General features: G+C 62.9%; 17 protein-coding genes, 1 tRNA gene and 3 pseudogenes. 8 read left to right on the top strand and 13 right to left on the bottom strand.

Features of this window, described 5'->3' with window-relative positions:
• Window positions 1–77: 77 nt before the first annotated feature.
• From J3485_RS05500 to J3485_RS05485, 4 genes and pseudogenes are all read right to left on the bottom strand, one after another.
• Complete coding sequence (locus tag J3485_RS05500) at window positions 78–1,154, bottom strand: porin (protein ID WP_206951534.1); 1,077 nt, start codon at window positions 1,152–1,154, stop codon at window positions 78–80.
• A 79-nt stretch (window positions 1,155–1,233) separates the two neighbouring features.
• On the bottom strand, window positions 1,234–2,490 hold the full coding sequence (locus tag J3485_RS05495; protein WP_206951533.1) for an MFS transporter: 1,257 nt from the start codon (window positions 2,488–2,490) through the stop codon (window positions 1,234–1,236).
• 646 nt (window positions 2,491–3,136) lie between these two features.
• A pseudogene (gene otnC, locus J3485_RS05490) lies at window positions 3,137–3,791 on the bottom strand (3-oxo-tetronate 4-phosphate decarboxylase).
• A pseudogene (locus tag J3485_RS05485) lies at window positions 3,791–4,640 on the bottom strand (four-carbon acid sugar kinase family protein); the annotation flags it as partial. The pseudogenes J3485_RS05485 and otnC, both read right to left, overlap by 1 nt.
• A 48-nt stretch (window positions 4,641–4,688) precedes the next feature.
• Here J3485_RS05485 and J3485_RS29520 point away from each other — a divergent pair.
• From J3485_RS29520 to J3485_RS05465, 4 genes and pseudogenes are all read left to right on the top strand, one after another.
• Window positions 4,689–4,946, top strand: a pseudogene (locus J3485_RS29520) (homoserine dehydrogenase); the annotation flags it as partial.
• A 355-nt stretch (window positions 4,947–5,301) separates the two neighbouring features.
• The gene (locus J3485_RS05475) at window positions 5,302–5,838 is read left to right on the top strand and encodes a GntT/GntP/DsdX family permease (RefSeq protein WP_206951531.1); all 537 of its coding nucleotides are present in this window, start codon (window positions 5,302–5,304) and stop codon (window positions 5,836–5,838) included.
• A 72-nt stretch (window positions 5,839–5,910) separates the two neighbouring features.
• Window positions 5,911–6,702, top strand: coding sequence for a DeoR/GlpR family DNA-binding transcription regulator (locus J3485_RS05470; RefSeq protein WP_206951530.1), 792 nt, complete (start codon window positions 5,911–5,913; stop codon window positions 6,700–6,702).
• Window positions 6,703–7,769: 1,067 nt separating this feature from the next.
• A complete protein-coding gene (locus J3485_RS05465) occupies window positions 7,770–8,285 on the top strand; it encodes a DUF2335 domain-containing protein (protein ID WP_242538494.1) in 516 nt (171 codons plus the stop codon).
• 321 nt (window positions 8,286–8,606) lie between these two features.
• On the opposite strand, the gene J3485_RS05460 is transcribed toward J3485_RS05465, so the two are convergent.
• From J3485_RS05460 to J3485_RS05440, 5 genes are all read right to left on the bottom strand, one after another.
• Window positions 8,607–8,697, bottom strand: a tRNA-Ser gene (locus tag J3485_RS05460).
• A 139-nt stretch (window positions 8,698–8,836) separates the two neighbouring features.
• Entirely contained in the window at window positions 8,837–10,135 is a 1,299-nt protein-coding gene (serS, locus tag J3485_RS05455; protein ID WP_206951529.1) for a serine--tRNA ligase, read from the bottom strand.
• Between the two features lie 218 nt (window positions 10,136–10,353).
• Complete coding sequence (locus J3485_RS05450; RefSeq protein ID WP_206951528.1) at window positions 10,354–11,655, bottom strand: replication-associated recombination protein A; 1,302 nt, start codon at window positions 11,653–11,655, stop codon at window positions 10,354–10,356.
• A 56-nt stretch (window positions 11,656–11,711) separates the two neighbouring features.
• Entirely contained in the window at window positions 11,712–12,413 is a 702-nt protein-coding gene (gene lolA / locus J3485_RS05445) for an outer membrane lipoprotein chaperone LolA (protein WP_206955662.1), read from the bottom strand.
• 144 nt (window positions 12,414–12,557) lie between these two features.
• Complete coding sequence (locus tag J3485_RS05440) at window positions 12,558–14,867, bottom strand: DNA translocase FtsK (protein WP_206951527.1); 2,310 nt, start codon at window positions 14,865–14,867, stop codon at window positions 12,558–12,560.
• 335 nt (window positions 14,868–15,202) lie between these two features.
• On the opposite strand from J3485_RS05440, the gene trxB reads away from it, so the two are divergent.
• The 3 genes from trxB to J3485_RS05425 all read left to right on the top strand — a co-directional run bounded on the left by trxB (window position 15,203) and on the right by J3485_RS05425 (window position 17,708).
• The gene (gene trxB, locus J3485_RS05435; protein WP_206951526.1) at window positions 15,203–16,198 is read left to right on the top strand and encodes a thioredoxin-disulfide reductase; all 996 of its coding nucleotides are present in this window, start codon (window positions 15,203–15,205) and stop codon (window positions 16,196–16,198) included.
• A gap of 159 nt (window positions 16,199–16,357) precedes the next feature.
• Entirely contained in the window at window positions 16,358–17,098 is a 741-nt protein-coding gene (locus tag J3485_RS05430; protein WP_206951525.1) for a Smr/MutS family protein, read from the top strand.
• On the top strand, window positions 17,088–17,708 hold the full coding sequence (locus J3485_RS05425) for a trimeric intracellular cation channel family protein (RefSeq protein ID WP_206951524.1): 621 nt from the start codon (window positions 17,088–17,090) through the stop codon (window positions 17,706–17,708). Before J3485_RS05430 ends, J3485_RS05425 begins: the two co-directional genes overlap by 11 nt.
• Window positions 17,709–17,778: 70 nt before the next feature.
• On the opposite strand, the gene J3485_RS05420 is transcribed toward J3485_RS05425, so the two are convergent.
• The 4 genes from J3485_RS05420 to J3485_RS05405 form a co-directional block, all read right to left on the bottom strand.
• The gene (locus tag J3485_RS05420) at window positions 17,779–18,897 is read right to left on the bottom strand and encodes an ABC transporter ATP-binding protein (protein WP_206951523.1); all 1,119 of its coding nucleotides are present in this window, start codon (window positions 18,895–18,897) and stop codon (window positions 17,779–17,781) included.
• Window positions 18,898–18,994: 97 nt separating this feature from the next.
• Entirely contained in the window at window positions 18,995–19,852 is an 858-nt protein-coding gene (locus J3485_RS05415; RefSeq protein ID WP_206951522.1) for a carbohydrate ABC transporter permease, read from the bottom strand.
• Window positions 19,842–20,783, bottom strand: a complete 942-nt coding sequence (locus J3485_RS05410; RefSeq protein ID WP_206951521.1) for a carbohydrate ABC transporter permease — start codon at window positions 20,781–20,783, stop codon at window positions 19,842–19,844. The genes J3485_RS05415 and J3485_RS05410 overlap by 11 nt, the downstream gene beginning before the upstream one ends.
• A 119-nt stretch (window positions 20,784–20,902) precedes the next feature.
• Window positions 20,903–22,156: an ABC transporter substrate-binding protein gene (locus J3485_RS05405; RefSeq protein ID WP_206951520.1), complete on the bottom strand. Its 1,254-nt coding sequence runs from the start codon at window positions 22,154–22,156 to the stop codon at window positions 20,903–20,905.
• Between the two features lie 530 nt (window positions 22,157–22,686).
• Here J3485_RS05405 and zwf point away from each other — a divergent pair.
• Window positions 22,687–24,147 carry a glucose-6-phosphate dehydrogenase gene (gene zwf, locus J3485_RS05400; RefSeq protein ID WP_206951519.1) on the top strand — a complete coding sequence of 487 codons (1,461 nt, stop codon included), beginning with the start codon at window positions 22,687–22,689 and terminating at the stop codon, window positions 24,145–24,147.
• Window positions 24,148–24,169: the final 22 nt, after the last annotated feature.

Raw genomic sequence — 24,169 nt, 5'->3', positions numbered from 1 at the left:
GGCTAAAGGAGTGCCGAGCGCAGAATGCGGCGCGCGGCCGCCGCGCCGTCTCGAAGCGGTATGGCGTGCGCTCACATTCAAAAGCGCGTCTGCAACCCGATACGCCCGATGAACTGCGACGGACTGCTCGAGGCGACCATGACGTCGTTGATTTGCGCATAGGCGCCTGCGTTGGCCCGCTGATAGATGGCCGCGATATACACGTTCGTACGCTTGGAGAAGTTGTATTGCAACTCCGTCGTCAACTGATGGGCATGGTTGTCGTCGACGACCTGATTGCCTTTCATATACGAATAGGCGCCGCTCACAAGCCACGGCCCATGGAACGAGTAGGCCGCGCCCACTTCGGCCTGCCATACGCCCGCGCCGTTCAGCTCGTTGCGCACTGTCGTGAACAGCGCCGTCGTGACAAGACGGCCGAAGTGGTAATGCGCGCCGACGCCCCAGTTCCGCACGCTGTCCTGCACGCCGGCGACGGCCGTCTTCGTCAACGTATAGGCCGCATTCGCGCCGAACGGCCCGTTGACGTAATTGAGCCCGAAGCTTTGCGCATTGCCTGCGCCGATCGAGCCGGCTACGTTGCCGAAGCCGTACAGCACCCCGGCGGAAAAACCGTTGAACGTCGGGCTCACGTACTTCACGGAGTTCTGTACGCGTTCGCCGGCCATGCGGTCCCAGTCGAACGCGCCGGTCGGGTTGCCCGGCAACGCGAGGCCGGCGAACGGCCCGTTCCGAAAATCGTAGACGCCTTGGGCATAGAACGCCGCGTCGTCAAAACCGAAGAACAACGAATCGACCATGAAGTCGTACTGATTGCCGAGCGTCAAACGGCCCCAGTTGCTGCTGTCGAGTCCGACGTAGGCATTACGCCCGAACAAGCTCTGCCCCGGCATGAACGAACCCGACCCGAGTTCGAACTGACTCGTCAAATCGAATACCGCGGAAAGCCCGCCGCCCAAGTTTTCTTTTCCGTCGATCTTCAGCAGATTCGGCACTTCGATGCCATCGTCGAACTTGACGACACTGCTGCCGCCCTGATTGCTGATGTACGACACGCCACCGTCGATCAAACCGCTCAGGGTCACGCTGCTCTGCGCGAACGCGTGCGAGGCGAACAATGCACCGGCCGCCGCGAAGACTGCTTTACGCTTCATCAAATATCTCCTTGCCTGGTCTGGAAGTCTTCCCCGCGATCGTTGCCGCGGGTTCAGTTTGGAAATCGGTTTGAAACCGTCAAGCGGCATCGCGCGAAGTCACGAGACGCTCGCCGGCCGCAGCTCGCTTGCGAGGCGCCGTCTCCACGAGAAAGAGCGCGACGACGGCACCGCACACCAGCCCCGCCAGCGCGAACTGGAGCGTCGCGGACAACCCGAAGTGCTGAGCGATGAAGCCCGCCATCACCGGCGCGAGCCCGCCGCCGAAGATCTCACCCGTGCCCGACACGAATCCGACCGACGACGCGACGAGCCCGAGCGGCGCCGCCTCGGTAGCGATCGGGCCGCTCAAGAGACCGAGCAGACCGAGCGCAAACACGGAGATACCGAACAGGAGTGCGAACAAGAGTTGGGGGTTGGCGCCCGTGCGAGAAAACACGTAGAGCAGCACAGCGGCGCAAACGAACGAGATGACCGCCGCGGCGCGCCGCCCGATGAAATCGGATACGCCTGCGATACCGAACGAGCCGATGAAGCCGCCGAAGCCGATGGCTGACACGACGAAGCCCATGCTTTGCGTGTCCAGATGCAGCACCTCTACGAGATAAGTCGGGACCATGGCGCTGACGACGAAGATGCCGGCCATCGCACAGAGGATGGCGAGCGTCCCGAGCATGACGTTCCGGCTGCGAAAGAGCGCGCTCCAATTGGCCTTGCCATGCGCGGCATCGGGGTGCGGCAGTTCGCTTTTCGGACGATCGCGCAGCATTAAGGCAATCAATGTCGCGACGATGAGCCCAGGCACGGCGGAAATCATGAAGACCCAGTGCCACGAGGGCAGGACGCGCAGCAGTTGCGTGGCGATGATCGGCGCGAAACCGAGGCCCAGCAGCGAGAACATGCTGAGCTGCAAACCTTGATTGAAGCCACGCCGCGAAGGCAGCGACGCTTCGCCCGTGGCGGCGACGCTCGCCGGGGTGAACGCCCCTTCCGCGACGCCCATCACGGCCCGAATCAGCATCAAGCTCGCGAAGCTGGCTGCTAGCCCCGAGAGGCTCGAGAGCAGCGAGAACGCGATCATCGTGGCGACGAGGATCTTCTTGCGACCGATGCGATCCGACACGGGACCCATCACGATTGCCCACACGCCCCAGGCCACGCTAAGAATGCCGATGAGACTGCCGAGCTGCTGAAAGTTGAGCCCGAGGTCGTGCATCATGTGTGGAAACAGCGGCGCGACGATCCACCGATCGAGACCGACGAGGCCAAAGCCCAACGCGAGCAAGATCAGCGTCTTGCGCTCGTAGGCGGTGTCATGCTGGGAAAGGACGTTCATGAGCGATGTCTCCGATTGTTGTCGTCTGCGATATAGTTATTTCTCATATTCGTTATAATTTATAACGTCATGAGCGACGTTTGCAAGCTCGCATCGCTAGGGGAAAACGCGAACGAGCGCGGGCCTTCGCCTGCTCGGTGGCAAGGCGGTGGATGGAGATATGAAGGAGAAGCCGCCGCGCCACGGCGCTCAGCTTCGTCTGCGGAGCGCGCTGGGCGTGTTGCCGGTGAACCGTTTGAAGAAGCGCGAGAAGTAGGCGAGTTTGAAGGAGCCGAGCGATCGCAGCAGCAGATCGCGCGCGGGCACAACGGGGCTCAGCAGGTGCTTGGACGATCGCACAGCGTCCTCATCCGAGCACCATGCCAACACAATGTGGCGCCGCTGGATTTTTCCAGGCGTATAAAACGAATATGGAAGCGCTGGGCCTCGATGTCTCGAGTAGCTGATTTCACGGAAAACCGCCGACTCCGGCGCGAAGTTAAGCGCCTCACCGAGGACGCATCGCGCGCCGAGCGTTAAGACTGCCCATCGGCCGTGCGGGCAAAGGGGCCGCCGCGTCCTTGCCCCGGCGCTCGCCTACGGACGCTCAATGCGGGAGCAGCCTAGGCCGTGCCTCTTTCTAGGCCCGCCCCTCTTTCGCGCGATCTCACCATCGGGCATTGAACGCCTGCCGCAGTTCCTCGATTGCGGCATCATCCAGCGGTGCCGGACGCGGCGTGCTCATCAGCCACAACCGCGCGGTTTCCTCGAGTTCCTCGAGCGCATACGCCGCATGCCGCACACTGCGCTCCCAAACAACCGGCCCGAGCCGTTCCAACAGCACCGCGCGCACTGTGTCCGCGCACGCCGCGATCTCCGCGGCCACGCTGGGATCGCCCGGGCGGCGATAACGAATCAGCGGGACGTGGCCCACTTTCATCACGTAATACGGCGTGATCGGCGGCAGCACATCATCCTCGCGCCACACCCCGCTCAGTATCAGCGCGACCAGCGACGTCGAATGCGTATGCACGATACCGCGCGCCTCGACATTCCGCGCATAGATCCCGCGATGCAGTTCGAGCGTCTTCGACGGCCGCCCGCCCGAGATGTGACGTCCGTCGAAATCGACCTTCGCGATGTCGGCCGGATCGAGCTGTCCCAGACAAGCATCGGTCGGCGTGATCAGCCAGCCGGTCTCGCAGCGCGCTGATGTTGCCGGCGGTGCCGACGGTATAGCCGCGCGCATACAAGCTCGCGCCGGTCGTGCAGATCTCCTCGCGCAGCTTCGCTTCGTCGGCGGAAATATCGACTGTCTGAATCACGAACGCTCCCCTTGCGCGTACCGAAGCGCCTTCTCAAAAAAATCGACCGCACCGAAGTTGCCCGACTTGAGCGCGAGCACGAGCTGCATCGCGCCCACGCTCACGGTGATCGGCACGCCAGGATCGATGCTCGGTCCGATCTGCAACATCCGCACGTCGAGCGCCTGCACCACCGCGCCCGAGGTCTCGCCGCCCGCAACGACGAACTTGCGCACGCCTCGCATCTTCAACTGCCGCGCGATCGACGCCAACGCGTCCTCGACGAGCGCACCGGCGCTTGCGCCGAGTTCGTCCTGCACTGCCCTGACGTCGTCCAGCGTGGCCGTCGCATAAATCAGCACGGGCTCGGCATTCGGCCCATGCAAATGTTCGTCGACGAACACGAGCGCCCGCTCGACGATCGCCTCGCCGCGCGCCAGCGCACGCGGATCGATCCGCAAGCCGGGATGCCGCTCGCGTCTGCCGCTGCAGTACGCGCACGAGATTTGCGTCGCGCATCGGTGTGAGCGGATGGTTCTCCATGCCCGACTCATTCAACAACGCGTCGCCGACGAACAAATGGCCGCGATACACGGTACAACGATTTTCCGGGAGTGCGGGGCAGGCGATCGCGAAGTCCGCGCCCGGCTGAGCGTCGGCCGCGAGCGCATCGAGCAGCGCCTCGGCGACCGGCCCGATGTTGCCCGCGTCGGTCGAGTCGAACGTCGAGCAGTACTTGAAGAAGAATTGCGTGCAGCCCTGCGCGCGCAGCCAGTCGAGCGCCGCCCGCGATTGCGCGATCGCCGTGGCCGCATCGATGGTGCGCGATTTCAGCGCGATCACCACTGCGTCGGCGTCGAGCGCCGCCAAGCGCTACGGGGGCGCAAGACCTCGGCCACCGCCGACTACTACGAGATGAGCGTCGTCGCAACCAACACCGGGCTCGTGCCGGATGTCGAACTGCTGCACTATCCGGTCGCGCGCACGACCGAACGCGCCGACGTCTATGCGATGCGCGAGGACGGCGGCGTGTTGTCGCGCGCCGGCGTGATCGAGGTGTTCCACATGCTGCGCCGTCCGGACGAAGCCAGCTTCGCCGGCGGCGTGTTCGTCGTCGTCCGCACGCACGACGCGCCGACCTGGGCACTGCTTGCACAGAAGGGGCATGTGGTGAGCCGCAACGGACGTTACGCGTGCCTGTACCTGCCGTATCACTTCATGGGCATCGAAACCCCGATCACGCTGTTCGACGCCGTCTGGCACGGCAGGCCATCCGGCGCCGCGAACCCTCGGCAATGCGTCGTGCTGGCAGGACGCACGAATGCTGCGCTCGCCGCCGGCACCGTCCTGCGCATGGGCGGACACCATCACGACGTGAGCGGTGTGCAAGCCGTGCCGCTCGACCGCAACGAGGCACCCGCGAACGCCGTGCCGCTCTATCTCGCCGCGCACGCAACACTCGCGCGCGACGTCGCGGCCGGCGCGCCGCTGACGCTCGACGATCTGCGCCGCCGCGCTGCTGGTCGGCATGCCGCATCTGTTCGACGTCAGCTTCATCATGCTGGCGCCGCTCGTCTACACGATCGCGCGGCGCACCGGCAGGCACCGGCTCTTCATCGGCCTGCCGGTCGCCGCCGGGCTGTATGTGTCGCACGGCCTGCTGCCGCCGCATCCGGCGCCGAGCGCTGCCGTCGCCGCGTATCACGCGAACACCGGCCTCACGCTGCTGTACGGCCTAGTCATCGCAATCCCGAGCGCGATCCTCTGCGGGCCGCTGTTTACCCGGCTGTCGCAGCGCTTCTTCGGTCCCGCGCCGGACCTATCGAAGGGCCCCGGCGGCACGCGCGCAGACAACGCGCCGGAATCGACCACATCGCTGCCGCTGTCGGTGGTGTGCCTGTTGATCCCACCCGCTCTGATGCTGAGCGGCACCGTCGGCATGGCGCATTCGGTCAAAGGCAGTGGCGAATTCGCGCAAACGCCGCGCAGTTGGACGCTGATGCTGTCGTTGCAGTCGCTGATCGGGCTGATAGGCGTGCTGCTGCTCAGCCCGGTCATCGGCTAAGATAGCGGCGTTTTCGTGCCGGCCTGCCACGCGTGTGTGGATGGGCCCGCCCCGCGCCAGAGAATCCACCTCATGTCGAGCAAGCTCAAACCTCACGAATCGGACTCGCCGCTGATTCCAGATCAGCGGCGCGAAGCCATGTTGCGGCTGCTGCGCCGAGACAAAGTGCTCTCGGTACATCAACTCATGGAGTCGCTGAAGTGCTCGCACATGACGGTGCGGCGCGACGTGGCGGTGCTCGAGGAGGCGGGCCTCGTTTATAGCGTGCCGAGCGGCGTGCGCATCGCGAGCCATCTGAGCAGCGAGCCGAGTCACCAATTGAAGGCGGTCGTCGAGCAACCGCAGAAGCACGCGATCGCGCTGCGCGCCGGCATGTCGATCTATCTGGACGCCGGCACGACGATGCTGTCGATCGTCCCGTATATCGTTGCGCTCAGCGATATGACCGTTGTGACCAACGACTTCGAAATCGTCCGCGAACTTGCCGGGGCGACGCACGTCAATGTGGTCCATACCGGCGGCCAGCTCGACCATGCGAATCTCTCGAGCGTCGGCAATCTGGCGGCTGCAACGCTGCGCCACGTCGTGCTCGATATCGCATTCATTTCGGCGAGCTCGTGGGATTTGCGTCGCGATGTTACGACGCCGTCTGCGCCCAAAGTCGACGTCAAGCTCGCGGCCATCGAGGCCGCGTCGCGCTCGGTGCTCGCGGCTTCGAGTTCCAAATACGGCACCGTGGGGCTGTATAAGGTTGCCACGCTCGAGTCGTTTGATTTGGTCATCACCGATAGTGGCTTGACGTCGGGCGCCGCTATCGCGATCAGGCAGTCAGGGATTGAATTGGCGGTGACGACGGTTGAGTGAGCAACCAGAAGCTAAGCAGAAACAAAAAACGGGCCGAAAGCCTGACAACGGCGCATCAGTGACTGTGGAAAGTCTGCCGCGCAACCCCGTTCAAGATTGGCGACCCAGTCTCGGCACGTTCGCATGCCGTTCGCAAGCGGCCCCGCCGACAACGCATCAGCAGAGCAGCCTATCGCACAGCGTCCCTCGCAGAAAGCCGGCGGCAAAGCGGCAAGCGAAGGCCACCGATGAGCATCGTGTATAGCTGCGTCAACCCGAGGACTGCAACGGGATGCTGAACAAGCTTCATCGCACCGCCGGCATTTTCCCGTAGTACCTACTGAAGACGCCTGGGTGTAGTTCGTCGGCTGGAACTTGAGGTGCTCGGGCAACTGTCGGACTAGCGCACAGGCGACACAAGCGTAATGCACCCTTCACTCCGACCACGGCTGCCGACGACGCGCAGACGTAGGCTTGTCCGTTTAACGCCGTTCACAGCCACCCAATCGTCGTTGGGGACACAGCGTGAACATCCGGTTTGCCTAGAGCGTCCGGTACAGATGTTTGCCATAACGTATGACGGCGCCGGTACTGGTAGCCCTGATGCGGTCATCAGCACACAAAATGTGACCGTGAATGCGAAAATCCGTCCGAATTTGTTGAATCGATAGCCCGAATTTTGCGGGTTCTGAACTACACTGGGACTGCGCGCTACCCTCGGGAACTGCACCGAGGGTACGCAGTTTGGGCACACTCAAATCGCGACGCCGAGGCGCCCGGTCAAGCGCCGCGTCTCAGCGGCAATGCGTGAAAACGGCGCCGGAGAACAATCCACTTCCCTTATTGGCAAGTGTTATGATTTGCGAAGATGAGGGGATGTTGCAGAAAAACAACCGCCAGCAGTCCCATGGAGAGCGAGATGAAACCGCGTAGCGAAGTACGTCGCGTGGCGGATGCGTTGGCTTCTAGCTTCACGATCTGCCCACGTTCAGACTACCTGAAGTCCTACCCCCATAAGTCAACTGCCGAGCGCATGAATAAGGCTTGGGAGAGGACGGCCTGCAACCTCAACGGAGCAATCATCGGCTTTGGAAAACGCGAGCGCACCCGATAAGCTGGTCAACAGAGAGATCAAAGTGGCGGAGCCGGTAAAGCCTGATGTGGCCGACCTCAGGGTCGAGAAACCAGAGCTTCAACAACTCGTTGAACAGTCGGTCACCGTAGCTCTTCAGGCAGAATCGTACCGCGGCCCCATGCCCAAGCCCGAGCATCTGCGGCAGTACGATCAGATTGTTCCAGGCGCAGCACGTATTATTCTTGAGGAGTTCCAGGCGAACAGCCGCCATTCGCGCCAAATGGATCTCCTCGGGCTAAAAGGCATGATTTCAAAGGACGCGCGAGCTCAGTGGATCGCTGGCGGCCTAGTGCTCATCGGGTTCCTCTTGATCTATCAATTGACAATGCACGGACATGACGTGGTCGCTGGTGTCGTCGCCGGCACCTTACTCGTCAGCGTCTTAGCTGGCTTTCTGACCGGGACCATCAAGGTTGGCAAGGGTGAGGACGAGACTGATGGAACTGATGGCGACACGAAAAGGCAGTGATGGCAGCCGCCAACCACCGGGAACACCGTGCGGTATGAGCACGGTGGAAAGGCCGTTGCAGTTGCGATGAACTGGACTAACGCGTTTTGCGCTTCCCAGTAAAGGTGATGTCGTCGGGCAACGCCAAAAGCGCGGTCGCACAGTAGTGGAGTCGATCCTGCGTATCGGCATCACAGACTGAAAACCGCGTCAAGCGCGGTCGCGGAGGTCAGATAAGGAACCAGCCGCACAAGCGCCGCCGGTTGCTGAGAAAATCTGCCAGAGATCAAATAAAAAAGCCGTTGAATCCTCGACAGATTCAACGGCTTTTTTATTTGTCCTTGGCGGAAAGGGTGGGATTCGAACCCACGGTACGGTATAACCGTACACCGGATTTCGAGTCCGGCGCATTCGACCACTCTGCCACCTTTCCGTCTTGTCGAATCGGGTTGCCCGTCTTCCGGGTTGTCCGTCTTCGCTTCACCAAGCTGGTCGCTGTTTGGCGAAGCGAAGATTATAGAACAGCCATCACGACATTCCAAGCCCTTTTTGCTAAAAAGCCGGAACGCCGCTCAGCTTGCCGACGTCGGCTCCAGCCGTTCCACCCCACCCACATATGGACGCAGCGCCGCCGGCACCGTCACCGAGCCATCGACGTTCTGGAAGTTCTCGAGCACGGCCACGAGCGTACGGCCCACGGCCAGACCCGAGCCGTTCAACGTATGCAAATGCTCGGTCTTGCCCTGCGCGTTGCGGTACCGAGCCTGCATACGACGCGCCTGGAACGCCTCGGTATTCGAACAACTCGAAATCTCGCGATAAGTGTTCTGCGCCGGCAGCCATACTTCGAGGTCGTATGTCTTCGCCGCGGAGAAACCCATATCGCCCGTGCACAGCGTAATCACGCGGTACGGCAACTCGAGCTTCTGCAGAATCGTCTCGGCATGCCCAACCATCTGCTCGAGCGCGTCGTACGACGTCTCCGGCGCCACGATCTGCACCATCTCGACCTTGTCGAACTGATGCTGACGAATCATCCCGCGCGTGTCGCGGCCGTAGGAGCCGGCCTCGGAACGGAAGCACGGCGAATGCGCCGTCAACTTGATCGGCAATGCCGCGCCGTCGACGATGCTGTCGCGCACCGTGTTCGTCAAAGAGATTTCCGAGGTCGAGATCAAGTATTGCGTCACGACGTGCTCGCCGCCGCCCTTCTCCACACGGAACATGTCGTCGGCAAACTTCGGCAGTTGCCCTGTGCCGTACAGAATCTCGGGATTGACGATGTACGGCGAATAGATCTCGGTATAGCCGTGCTGCTGCGTATGCGTATCGATCATGAATTGCGCAAGCGCGCGGTGCAGCCGAGCCATCCCGCCGCGCAACATCGTGAAGCGTGCGCCCGCAAGCTTTGCGCCCGTCTCGAAGTCGAGCCCGAGCGGCATGCCCACATCGACGTGATCCTTCACCCCGAAATCGAATTGGCGCGGCGTACCCCAGCGGCGTATTTCGACGTTGCCCCGCTCATCGTTTCCCGCCGGCACGCTCTCGTGCGGCAGGTTCGGCATTTCGAGCATCAGCTTCGATAGGCGCGCCTGCACGTCTTCGAGCTGCGCGGCCGACGCTTTCATCTGATCGCCGATACCGCTCACTTCGGCCATCGGCGCCGTCGTGTCCTCGCCCTTTCCCTTCATCGCGCCGATCTGCTTCGACAAGCTGTTGCGCCGCGACTGCAATTCTTCGGTGCGGGTTTGGATGGCGCGGCGTTCGGCTTCGAGCGCCGAAAACGCCGCGACGTCGAGCGTGTAGCCGCGAGCGGCGAGGCGTTTGGCAACGCCGTCGAGGTCTTTGCGCAGCAACTGGATGTCGAGCATAGCTAGGTGCGATTCGTATCGTGGTGAAGTCGCGATTTTAACGCACCACGTCCACTCGCCGCGTTACCCGATCAACACATCACTGTGTCTGCCTGATCGGCATATGAACCGACGGCGTCCGAATGGTTTCGTTGATGAAAGAGTAGATGGCCCTGTCGAGGATTCTCATCGTCGCCCCAAACCGACCTCGCATCGATGTGGGCTCGAAAAGTCTCGCCCTATTCGTCCGCGTCCTCATCCAGCTTTCTCAGGAACGCCAGCTTTTCGGCGATCTTGATCTCGAGCCCCCGCGGCACCGGTTGATACCAATTCGGCTCGCGTATTCCATCGGGCAGATAGGTTTCACCCGCGGCATACGCGTGCGGCTCGTCATGCGCGTAGCGGTATTCGTGGCCGTAGCCCAATTCCTTCATGAGCCTGGTCGGCGCATTGCGCAAGTGAACCGGCACCTCGCGCGACTTGTCCTGCTTAACGAATGCCGTCGCCTGATTGAACGCGTTGTATCCCGCATTGCTCTTCGGTGCGATCGCCAAGTAGATCACGGCCTGCGCAAGCGCCAATTCGCCCTCGGGCGAACCCAAGCGTTCGTAAGTGGCGGCCGCGTCGTTCGCAAGCTGCATCGCCTTTGGATCGGCAAGCCCAATGTCTTCCCACGCCATGCGCACGATGCGGCGCGACAGATAGCGGGCATCGGCGCCGCCGTCGAGCATCCGCGTCAACCAATAGAGCGCGGCATCGGGGTGGGACCCGCGCACCGATTTATGCAACGCGGAGATTTGGTCGTAGAAGTTGTCTCCACCTTTGTCGAAGCGGCGGGCGTTCAGCGTCAACGCTTCGCGAATGAAATCGGCAGTGATGTGGTCCGTGCCCGACGCGCGCGCTGCCGCACTCGTCTGCTCGAGCAAATTGAGTATTCTGCGGGCGTCCCCGTCGGCATAACCCACGAGCGTGTCTTTCGCGGCGTCATCGATGCGCAGATGCGAGAGCGCTTTTTCCTGAGCCCGCGCCACGAGTCGCTTCAGTTCGTCCTCGCTCAGCGATTTGAGTACGTAGACTTGAGCGCGCGAAAGCAGCGCCGAGTTGACCTCGAACGAAGGGTTCTCGGTCGTGGCGCCGATGAACGTCACGAGTCCCGATTCGGCATACGGCAACAATGCATCTTGCTGCGCCTTATTGAATCGGTGGATTTCGTCGACGAACAAAATCGTGTGCTTGCCCATCGCCAAGCTCTGCTCGGCCTGTTCCATCGCCGCGCGAATGTCCCTGACCCCTGAGAACACCGCGGACAAGGCAATGAACTCGCACTTGAAAGCGGTGGCCGTCAGGCGTGCCAGCGTGGTTTTCCCGACGCCTGGGGGGCCCCAAAGAATCATCGAATGCGGCTTGCCGGATTCGAAAGCCAAGCGTAGCGGTTTGCCCGGACCCAGCAAATGCGACTGACCGATCACATCGGCCAGCGTCTTCGGCCGCAGCGCTTCGGCCAACGGCGCACTGGGCTCTACTGAAAACAGATCTGACATGTCTCACATCGCATTGAGCGGGCCAACGCTGAGCGCCGCACGATCGGCGGCGGCGCTTACCCGTTGATCACATCGGCACCCGTGGGCACCGTGAACTTGAACGAGCCCGGTTTCAAGGCCGGGTTCTTTTGAATGTTCGAGAACGTGAGCAGCGTCACGTTGCCGAACACGTCGTGCAATTCCATCGCTTCGAGATTGCCGTCGCGAAAGCCGATGCCGATGCGCTGGAACTGCGTGTCGCGTGCCTTCGGCGTCAGCTCGAGCCAGTCGATACCGCCTTTCACGCCGGCATCGCTCAGCGTGAAATTCTTGTCGAGATCGTTGCTGCCGAACAAGATCGCGGCCGGGCTCGCGCCGAGCGCGCCGCCGAGCTTGCGGATCGTGACTTGGTTCAAGTCCTTGTCGTAGACATACAGGTTGTCGCCGTCCGCCTGCAGCACTTGCTCGTACGGCTTCTCGTACGTCCAGATGAACTTGCCGGGACGCGCGAACACGAACGTACCGCTCGAGGTGCCGCCAGTCGTCGGCACGACCGAGCCGCTCGCGGCGACGTTCTTCGGCGGCGCCTTGATTTCGCGCTGAACGAAGTCGCCGCGCGCCGATTGCACTTGCGCGACGAACGCCTTCAGTTGCTCGGTGCCGCTCGCGAACGCCGACGGCGCAGATACGAGAAGCGACACGCCGAGCACGGCCGCGGTAAGGCCCTGCGCGAGCGCGCGCCACACGGCGCCGGCGCGGCGCGCGCCATGCGTCGGCAAGCGAGTGGACGGCGAACGAACGCCATGTCGGAACGAATACTGCGTCGAATTCAAGATGACTCTCCGTAATGGGTCGAGAACGGGTCGGGAAACGCGCGCGGCTCGATCGACCGATCGATGCGCCGAACGGGGCGATCAGTCGAGTCAGTCGCCGTCGCGCGAAGGGACGAGAATTTCGCGATTGCCGTTCGACGACATCGTCGAGACGAGCCCCGATTGCTCCATTTGCTCGAGCAGCCGGGCCGCGCGGTTATAGCCGATTCGCAAATGGCGCTGCACGAGCGAAATCGATGCGCGCCGATGCTTGACGACAACCTCGACGGCCTGATCGTAGAGCGGATCGGATTCGTCGCCGGCCTGCCCGCCGCTCGCCGCCGAGCCTTCGTCGCCCTCGCCGGCGAGGCCGCCCTCGAGCAAGCCTTCGACATAGTTCGGCTCGCCCTGTTCCTTGAGCTTTTCGACGACGCGATGCACTTCCTCGTCGGAGACGAACGCGCCGTGCACACGCACAGGCAGCCCGGTGCCGGGCGGCAGATACAGCATGTCGCCCATGCCGAGCAGCGATTCGGCGCCCTGCTGATCGAGAATCGTGCGCGAATCGATCTTCGACGATACCTGGAACGCCATGCGCGTCGGCACGTTCGCCTTGATGAGGCCCGTGATGACGTCGACCGACGGGCGCTGCGTCGCAAGGATCAAATGGATGCCGGCCGCGCGCGCCTTTTGCGCGATCCGCGCGATCAGCTCCTCGACCTTCTTGCCGACGACCATCATCAGGTCGGCGAGTTCGTCGATGACGACGACGATGTGCGGCAAGCGCGTAAGCGGTTCGGGCGCATCGGGCGTCAGGCTGAACGGATTGGGCAGCTTTTCCTCGCGCTTGGCCGCCTCGTCGATCTTGTTGTTGTAGCCGGCCAGATTACGCACGCCGAGCTTGCTCATGAGCTTGTAGCGGCGCTCCATCTCCGCGACGGCCCAATTGAGCGCGTGGCCGGCTTGGCGCATGTCGGTCACGACGGGGCACAGCAGATGCGCAATTCCCTCATAGACGCTCATTTCGAGCATCTTCGGATCGATGAGGATCATGCGCACGTCATCGGCGCTCGCCTTGTAGAGCAGCGAGAGGATCATCGCGTTGATCCCCACCGACTTGCCCGAGCCCGTCGTACCGGCCACGAGCAAGTGCGGCATCTTCGCCAGGTCGGCGCAGACGGGATTGCCGCCGATGTCCTTGCCGAGACCCATCGTCAGCTTCGACGACGCATCGGCATACGCCTGGGAGCCGAGGATTTCCGACAAGCGCACGGTCTGGCGCCGTTGGTTCGGCAGTTCGAGCGCCATGAAATTTTTGCCGGGGATCGTTTCGACGACGCGTATCGACACGAGCGACAGCGAGCGGGCGAGGTCCTTGGCGAGGTTGACGATCTGGCCGCCCTTGACGCCCGTGGCCGGCTCGATCTCGTAGCGCGTGACGACAGGCCCCGGATAGGCCGCGACGACGCTGACGTCGACGCCGAAATCCTTGAGCTTCTTTTCGATGAGGCGCGAGGTGAACTCGAGCGTATCGGCCGAAATCGTCTCCCGCGCGGCCGGCGCCGGATCGAGCAGCGCGATCGGCGGCAGCGTCGAATCGCCGGGCAGATCGGCGAAGAGCGGCACCTGCTTTTCCTTTTCGACACGCTCGGATTTGGGCGGCGTCGCAACGGGCGGCACGATCGTGACAGGCTCGTGCTCTTCGAGGCGTACGCGGCTTTGCTCGACCTTGCCCTCTCGCTTGACGGCCGCGACCTCGCCCAACTTGCGATCGCGCCCCGCCTCGCGGCGCAGCTTGGCGAACGTGACGGCCGAGATGATCGAATCGCCGACGCGCTCGGCCACCGACAGCCACGAGAAACGGAAATAAAGCGACAGACCGATCGCGAGCGCAACCAAGAGCGCGAGCGTGCCGCCGGTAAAGCCGAGCGCGTGCGACACACCGCGCGCGACGGCGTCGCCGACGATGCCGCCCGGCGCGCGCGGCAGCGGCACGCGCAGCGACCACATCCGCAACGCTTCGATACCGTCGCTGGCAAGCAACACGAGCACGAACGAGCAAGCGTCGGCAATCCAGGCGCCGTCGCGCGGCGCGTCTTCGTCGGTCGCGCCATGATGATTCAAGCGGCGATAGTTCGCGCTGATGCGGCGCACGAGCAGCACGACCCACCAATACGTGGACAAGCCGAACAGGAGCAGCAAAATGTCGGACGTCCAGGCGCCGACTCGACCGGCCCAATTGGAGATGCGATCGACTTGCGCGGCGTGCGTCCAGCTCGGGTCGTGACGGCTGTAGCTGACGAGCGCCATCACGAGGAACACGCAGAGCGCGACCTGCAAGATCCAGCGGATTTCGGTGAAAAGGCGCGACATGCGATGCGGCAACGCTTGCGCAGGCGCCGAATAAGGAGCTTTGGCCATGAATCCGTAGCAGCGTGGCGGGGGCGCCCGCCAGGGGTTCGATGCGGGCTATTGTAAACGCTGCGTCGCACCGTCGGCTGTAAATGACGGTAACGGCGGGCGGTAGCGGCAACCGAGCGGCCCGAAGCGGCGCAAAACGACCCCAACCGCTCAACTCACGCGCAAAACCTATCGCGGCGATTGAACACGCTATCAGCGGCGGCTTCGACGGCCCTTTATAATCACGGGCGTATGCCCAACTTACGTGCCATGGCGGCGCGCCGCGCATCGACCGGTCGCGCGGCACGCCCCACTGGGCAGCTTCCTTGCGGCACTTCTTTACGGAACGAACAACCATGTCCACGCGCAAACACGCCAAAGTGCTCATTCTCGGTTCCGGCCCCGCCGGCTACACGGCCGCCGTCTACGCCGCGCGCGCGAACCTGTCTCCTGTGCTCGTCACGGGCCTCGCCCAAGGCGGTCAGTTGATGACGACGACCGACGTCGAGAACTGGCCCGCCGACGCGAACGGCGTCCAAGGCCCCGAGCTCATGCAGCGGTTCCTCGAGCACGCCGAGCGCTTCAATACCGAGATCGTGTTCGACCACATCCATACGGCCAAGCTCCATGAGAAGCCGATTCGGCTGATCGGCGACTCGGGCGAGTACACCTGCGATTCGCTGATCATCTCGACGGGCGCCTCGGCTCAATACCTGGGGCTGCCGTCGGAAGAAGCGTTCTCGGGCCGCGGCGTCTCCGCCTGCGCCACCTGCGACGGCTTCTTCTACAAGCAGCAACACGTCGCCGTCGTCGGCGGCGGCAACACGGCCGTCGAAGAGGCGCTGTACTTGGCCGGCATCGCAAGCAAGGTGACGGTCGTTCATCGCCGCGACAAATTCCGCGCCGAGCCGATTCTCATCGACCGTCTGCTCGAAAAAGAAAAGGAAGGGGTCGTCGAAATCAAGTGGAACCACGTGCTCGACGAGGTCACGGGGGACGCTTCGGGCGTGACGGGCGTGCGCATCAAGCACACGCAAACGAGCGAGACGACCAACGTCGCGCTGCAGGGCGTCTTCATCGCGATCGGCCACAAGCCGAACACCGACATCTTCGAAGGTCAGCTCGAGATGAAGAACGGCTACATCATCACGAACGGCGGCCTGAACGGCAACGCAACAGGCACGAGCGTGCCGGGCGTGTTCGCGGCCGGCGACGTGCAAGATCACGTCTATCGCCAAGCCATCACGAGCGCCGGGACGGGCTGCATGGCCGCGCTCGACGCGCAGCGCTACCTCGAAAGCGTGCACGAGCTCCATCAGGACCGCGTGATGAGCGCCGAAGCAGAACGGTAAAATAGCGGTCGTCGGCACCGCTCGGCGTCAAAATCGAGTGCCTTCGCGTTCGAATGAGGGCCGCGGCCGCCAAGCCCGCGGCCTTTTTTGCGCGGCAACGGCCTTCAGCACGTCAGTCCGCACCCCCGCATTCGGTTTTAGCTGTCGTCGGTATTCATCATGTCCAAGAATCGCCCCCGTCCGAGCGACGCCAAGCACACCAACGCCGGCGTGCGCGCCTCCGGTCTGACCGATCTAGCCGCGCTGCGCGACGTGCTCAAGCAAAGCGCGGCCGAGCGCGAACGCGAGCGCATCGCCGCCGCCAAGGCCGCGCGCGAAGCGGCGCTCGACGCCGATCTATTCCGGCGTGAAATCGGCGAAGTCGCACCGATCGCCGGCGCGGCGCGCGCCGTTCATGGCCGCACGCCGCCGCCGGCCCTCCCGCTGCAGACGCAGCGCGACGAGCAAGCCGTGCTCACCGAGGCGATCTCCGACGAATTCGACCCCGAGGTACTGCTCGATACGGACGAGTCGCTGTTCTATTGCCGCCCCGGCATCAGCCATGAAGTCGTGCGCAAGCTGCGGCGCGGAGATTGGGTCGTGCAAGCGCAGCTCGATTTGCACGGCATGCGCCGCGACGAGGCGCGCGAGGCGCTGGCCGACTTCATCCGCGAGACCGTCAAGCGCGGATTGCGTTGCGTGCGGGTGATTCACGGCAAGGGGTTGGGGTCCGTCGGCAAGGAGCCCGTCCTGAAAGGAAAAGTGCGCGCCTGGCTCGTGCAGAAGGCCGAAGTCATCGCGTTTTGCCAGGCGCGCGCGCACGACGGCGGCGCAGGCGCCGTGCTCGTGCTGCTGCAGCCGAGCGTGGCTCGACCCGGTGCGGCAGCACGCACGGAGCAGGGGCCGAGCGGTGCATCCTAGGCTGACGTTCGCGCTCGCCATTGCCGAGGGCATCGCCATCCTCGCCTATGCGTTCTCCGGCTTCATCGAAGCCCGCAAGCGCCGGCTCGACGCCGTGGGCACGTTCCTCGTCGCGCTCGCCACGGCGTTCGGCGGCGGCACCGTACGCGACGTGCTGCTCCAGCGGCGGCCGTTCTATTGGGTCGAGCACGAAACCTATGTCGTCGTCATCTTCGCGCTGTCGCTGTTCGCGCCGTTCGTCCTGCGCATGGCTTCACGCGTCTTCAATGAGCGCGCGCTGCTCGTGGCCGATGCGATCGGCCTCGGTCTCTTCAGCATCTCGGGTACGTCGATCGCGATCGACGCGGACATGCCGGCGTTCATCGCCGTGATGATGGGTGTCGTGACGGGCGTGTTCGGCGGCATCATCCGCGACGTCGTCTGCAACGAAATGCCGCTGCTGCTGCGCGACTCGCGCCCCTATGCGACGTGCGCCTTCGCCGGCTGCTGGCTCTATCTGCTGCTCCACCACCTGGAGTTCGATTCGGTCTACAGCGTCATTGTCGCAACCGCCTTCATCCTCATCGCACGCCTCGTCACGTTCAAGCTCGACGTGCGCCTGCCGCATTAGCGCGCATAGAGAGCAAAACGCGCGAAGCGGCGCGATCGAGACGACCGCGCCGCCTCACGTCGGGTTGCAACTAGGCGATGCGTGCTTCCGTCGCCGGATCGAACAGCACGGCCTTCGACACATCGGCGAGCAGCGTCATGTTTTGCTGCGCCTGCGGGTTCGAAGCCGGGTGCACGCGGCTCACGGTACGCTTGCCGTTGATCTGCGCGAAGACGAGCGTGTCCGGCCCCGTCGGCTCGATGACGTCGACCTTCACCGTCAACGGCTGCAAATCGCCGCTATGGGCATCGTGCGCGGCACGTGCGTCGGTGAGCCGCTCGGGCCGCAGGCCGAGAATGACCTTCTGCCCGACATGCCCGTTCACGCGGCTCGCCTCGAACGGCAACGTCAAGACGCTGCGCTCGACGCTCGTATCGATCTCGATGCCGATGCCCGCACCTTGCTCGACGAGCTTGCCTTCGATGAAGTTCATCGGCGGCGCGCCGATGAAGCCGGCCACGAACAGATTCGACGGCGAATCGTAGATGTCCTGCGGCGCCCCGAACTGCTGGACGATGCCGTCCTTCATCACGGCGATGCGATCGCCGAGCGTCATCGCCTCGATCTGATCGTGCGTGACGTAGACGATCGTCGTGCCCAAGCGCTGATGCAGCAGCTTGATCTCCGAGCGCATCTCGATCCGCAGCTTCGCGTCGAGGTTCGACAGCGGTTCGTCGAACAGGAACATGACGGGATCGCGCGCCAGCGCGCGGCCCATCGCCACGCGTTGACGCTGCCCGCCCGACAGTTGTCCGGGCTTGCGGTCGAGCAAGTGATCGATCTGCAGCATCTGCGAGACGCGATCGACGATTTGCGCCTGCTCCTTCTTAGGCACCTTACGGATGTTCAAACCGAACGAGATGTTCTGGCGCACCGTCATCGACGGATAGAGCGCGTACGACTGGAACACCATCGCGATATCGCGATCCTTCGGCGAAAGGTTGTTGACGATCTTGCCGTCGATGCAAATCTCGCCCTGGGTGACCGTTTCGAGGCCGGCGATCATGTTGAGCAGCGTCGATTTCCCGCACCCGGAGCCGCCGACGAGAATCAAGAACTGGCCGTCCTCGATTTCAATGTCGACACCCTTCAGGACAGGAACGCCGTTCGGATAGGTCTTGTATACGTCGCGGATGGAAAGGCTTGCCATGCTGAAAATCCTTTAATCTGCTCTGCTTTCGAATATGCGTTGCGATGCGCTCGCTTCGCGGTGCGACGCGTTCGCATCGCACCGCGCAACGGCCTGGTCAGCCCTTCACCGCACCCGCCGTCAAACCGCGTACGAAGTAGCGGCCGGCAACGATGTAGACGAGGAGCGTGGGCAAGGCCGCGATGATCGCGGCAGCCATGTCGACGTTGTATTCCTTCACGCCCGTCGACGTATTCACGAGATTGTTCAGCGCGACCGTGATCGGCATCGAATCGACGCCGGAGAACACGATCCCGAACAGGAAGTCGTTCCAAATCTGCGTGAACTGCCAAATGACGCACACCATGAAGATCGGCAGCGACACGGGCAACAGGACACGCGTGAAGATCATGAAAAACCCTGCGCCGTCGATGCGCGCCGCCTTTACGAGTTCGGCCGGAATGCTCACGTAGAAATTACGGAAGAACATCGTCGTGAACGCGATGCCGTACACGACGTGCACGACCACGAGCCCCGAAATCGTGTTCGAGATGCCGGCGATCCCGAGCAGACGCGCCATCGGCAGCAAGATCGTCTGAAACGGGATGAAGCATCCGACGAGCAGCATCGTGAACACCGCGTCGGCGCCGCGGAAACGCCAATGGGTCAGCACATAGCCGTTGAACGCGCCGATGATCGACGAGATCAGCACGGCCGGGATCACCATGCGCACCGAGTTCATGAAGAACGGACGCATCCCATCGCAACGCACGCCCGTGCATGCGCCGCTCCACGCCTTCGCCCACGGCGCGATCGTCCAATGCGACGGCGGCGTCAGCAAGTCGCCCGTGCGTAGCTGGTCGAGATCCTTGAACGACGTCGACAGCATCACGTAGAGCGGAAACAGGAAGTACAGGGCGAACAGCAGAAGCGCAGCGTAAATGAACGCGCGACTGATCGTCATCTTAGGCTGCATTGCGGGTGCTCCTCGATTCCAGATACATGAGCGGGACGAGTACGGCAACGACCGTGGCGAGCATCATCATCGACGATGCGGCGCCCACGCCGAGCTGCCCGCGGTTGAACGAGAACGTGTACATGAACATCGCGGGCAGCGACGAGGACGTGCCCGGGCCGCCCGCCGTCATTGCGACGACGAGGTCGAATGTCTTGATCGTGAGGTGGCACAGGATCAAGAGGACCGAGAAAAACACGGGACGCATGCTCGGAATCACGATCTTGCGATAGATCGTCGGCAACGTTGCGCCATCCACTTGCGCGGCCTTGAAGATCTCGGCATCGACGCCGCGCAGGCCGGCGAGGAACAGCGCCATGACGAAGCCCGTCGATTGCCACACCGCCGCGATGACGATGCAGAAGATGGCCTTGTCGGGATTGTCGAGCCAGTTGAACGAGAAGCTCGTCCAGCCCCAGTCGTGCAATACCTTTTCGAGGCCGAGCGCCGGGTTCAGAATCCACTGCCAAGCCGTGCCCGTCACGATGAACGAGAGCGCCATCGGGTAGAGGAAGACGGCGCGCAGCGCGCCTTCGCTGCGGATCTTTTGATCGAGCAAGATGGCAAGAAACAACCCGAGCCCGATGCAGATCGCGATGAACGGGATGCCGAACCAGCCGAGGTTCTTCGCCGACGTCCACCAGACGTCGTTTTGGAACAATTCGCTGTACCGCGTGAGGCCGGCGAACGTGTAATTGGGCATCAGCCGCGATTTGGACAGCGACAGATAGCCGGTGATCAGAATGAAGCCATAAACGAATATCAGGCTGATCGCGATGCTAGGCGAAAGCACGAGCTTCGGGATCCAGCGATCGGCGAGAGCCGACATCGACGACGTGCGGTTGGGTACGTGCGCCACGTTGTTCCCTTTTCCGCTAAGAGAGGCAGCCACTACTCGACTCCTGAATGCTTGTGCCGGCCGCGGCGATCCGAGGGCTCGAAGCGCCCGACCGGCTCCAGTGACGCAGGCAGAGCGCGCAAACCGCACGCGCCCCGCCCCTCAAACTACGCTTACTTCGTCTTTGCCGCCTGTGCCAGCGCGGTGACGGCGTCTTGCGACGATTCGTTGGAGTTCATGAACTTCGTGACGACGTCGCTCATCGCGCCGGCCGTGGCATCGCCTTGCGCCATGCCGTGCGCCAGCGACGGCACGTAGCCGCCGGCCTTGATCGCCGCTTGTTCATCCGAGTACGACTTCTTCGCGCAAGCGTCGAAGCTGCTCATGTCGACGCCAAGACGCACCGGGATCGAGCCCTTGTACAAGCTGAACTGCTTCTGGAACTCGGGGCTCATGATCGTCTTCGCGAGCGCGAGCTGGCCCGGCGTCGCCGCCTTTTGGCCCTTCTGCTGGAAGAACACGAACGAATCGACGTTGAACGTATAGGCCTTGTCCGTGCCCGGCACCGGCGCGCAGACGTAGTCGACGCCCGGCTTCTTGTTCGCGTTCGCGAACTCGCCCTTCGCCCAGTCGCCCATGAACTGCATGCCGGCCTTGCCGTTGATGACCATGGCGGTGGCAAGGTTCCAATCGCGGCCCGTACGCGCGCTATCGAAATACGTCGTGAGCTTGCGAACCGTATCGAACACCTTGACCATCTGCGGCGAAGTCAGCGTCTTCGGGTCGAGCTCGACGATCGCTTTCTTGTAGAAAGCCGGACCTTGCGACAGCACGACGTCTTCCCACACCGTGAAGTCTTGCCACGGCTGGCCGCCCATCGCGATCGGCATGATGCCGTTCGCCTTCATCTTGTCGGCGAGCTTGAAGAACTCATCCCAGTTCGTCGGCACTTGGCCGCCGGCCTTGTCGAGCGCCGCCTTGTTGATGTAGAGCCAGTTCACGCGGTGCACCGAGAACGGCGCAGCGACGTAGTGGCCGTCCGCCTGCATGATCTTGTCGATTTCCGGCGGCAAATTCTTCTTCCAGTCTTCTTCCTTCGCGACCGAATCGATGTTCACCAGCACGTCTTGGTCGGCCCATTCCTTGATCAGCGGCCCCTTGATTTGCGCAGCGGTCGGCGCGTTGCCCGAGATCACTTGCGTCTTCAATGCCGTCATGGCCGCGGCGCCCGCGCCGCCCGCCACCGCGAAGTCCTTCCACGTATAGCCCTGCTTCGTCATGTCGTCCTTCAGGACGCCGATGGCCTTCGATTCACCACCCGAAGTCCACCAGTGCAGCACTTCGACGGATTCACCCGCCTGAGCCGCCGACACGCCAAGCATCATCCCCGTGGCGCACAGCGCAGCCATGATCGCGCGAACTTTCATTCTTTATCTCCTCCAGACTACTGACCAAGTAACGATTGCTCCCCTCTTCGACTGGCCGGGGAACGGTGGTTGGGTGCAACGGAACAACACTGAATGCGACCGAGCCCGCTCGTGGCGCGCACGTGCGCGCCGACGGATCGAACCCGGCTGCGAAGGCTAGTCAGGAATTGCGTGCGTCCAAGCTCAACGACTGTCTCCTCATTTGAATTCGGCCGGCCCGCGTCGCGCGGATCGAGCTCGGGGAGGCAGCGCCATGCAAAACGCGCTGCTAACATGCACGCGCAGGTACACATAGGGACACGCGGCGCGCTGCCGCCGATCGGGCTCCGAGCCCCCGCGCCACCAGGGCATGCGCAGGGTTTTTGCAAGTCGATCGACGTTACCTCTTGATTTGGATTGTAGTTAAACTACAATTCAGTGTCAAAATTATTTTTATCACGCTACAAGACGTCGCAACTTCGAGCAGCCACCCAGCCACGACACGTTCCTCGAATCGCGCCCGCAACCCTTTGACCTTTGGCTCACGACTCATGCAAATCGACTCAGGCTTCACTTTCGTTCTCTTCGGCGGGACTGGCGATCTGTCGATGCGAAAGATTCTTCCGGCGCTGTACGAGGCCCACCGTGCGGGCATGCTGTCCGAGCACGGCAAGATCGTCGCCGTGGCCAGACACGCGGCCGACCGCGACGGCTACATCGATTGGATCAACAGCAACGTCAAGGCCCACGTTTCGAAAGACGGTGTCGACGAAACGGTTTGGCAGCGATTCCTGGAGCGCATCGGCTACGTCAAGCTCGATCTGGGCAAACCCGAGGATTTCGTCCTGCTGCGCGATGCGCTCGACGAGCGCGCGGGCACACGCGTGTTCTATCTGGCGACGGGCCCGTCGCTGTTCGTGCCGATCTGCCGCGCGCTCGCCTCGGTCGGCCTGAACGAAAACGCCCGGATCGTGCTGGAGAAGCCGCTCGGCTATGATCTGCGTTCATCGAACGCGATCAACGACGCGGTCGGCGAGATCTTCGCGGAAGATCAGATCTACCGGATCGACCACTATCTCGGCAAAGAGCCCGTGCAGAACCTGTTGGCGCTGCGGTTCGGCAATGCGCTGTTCGAGCCTCTGTGGCGTCGCGAGTGGGTCGAAAGCATTCAGATCACGATCGCCGAAGAACTCGGCGTCGAAGCTCGCGGCGATTTCTACGACAATACGGGCGCGCTGCGCGACATGGTGCAGAATCACTTGCTGCAACTCTTGTCGATCGTTGCGATGGAGCCGCCCCATTCGATGGATTCGGATTCGGTTCGCAACGAGAAGCTGCGCGTCTTGCGCGCGCTCAAGCCGATCGATACGCGCGACATCTCCAAGATCGCCGTGCGCGGCCAATACCATTCGGGGGTGATCAAGGGCAGTTCGGTGCCGGCCTACGCAACCGAGCATGGCGTGAAGGCGCAAAGCACGACCGAGACGTTCGTCGCGCTGAAGGCCGAGATCGAAAATTGGCGCTGGTCCGGCGTGCCGTTCTTCCTGCGCACGGGCAAGCGGCTCGCCGAGCGCGTCGCCGAGATCGTCGTCAATTTCCGGCCCGTGCCGCATTCGGCACTCGGCGCGCCGGCATTGCGGCCCGGCGCGAATCGCCTCGTGATCCGGCTGCAGCCGAACGAATCGATTCGCCTGTACTGCTTGGCCAAGCAGCCGGGCGAAGGGATGAACCTGTCGAGCGTGCACCTCGATCTGGCCTTCGATCAGTTCTTCAAGGAAGGACAGATGGAGGCCTACCAACGCCTGCTGCTCGACGTCATCAACGGCCGCCTCGCCCTGTTCGTGCGGCGCGACGAGCAAGAAGCGGCATGGCGCTGGGTCGAGCCGATCCTCAACGAGTGGGCTGCGTCGAACAAGCCGCCGAAGCCTTACGCCGCGGGCACCTGGGGCCCGGCCGCCGCCAGTGCCATGCTCGCGCAGCACGACACTTGCTGGCTCGAGGAAGAGAACTGATTGATTCGTGTGAGCAATGGCC

The organism is Trinickia acidisoli (assembly GCF_017315725.1).
Classification (GTDB): Bacteria; Pseudomonadota; Gammaproteobacteria; order Burkholderiales; family Burkholderiaceae; genus Trinickia; species Trinickia acidisoli.
This window is presented reverse-complemented; position numbering and strand designations above follow the sequence as displayed.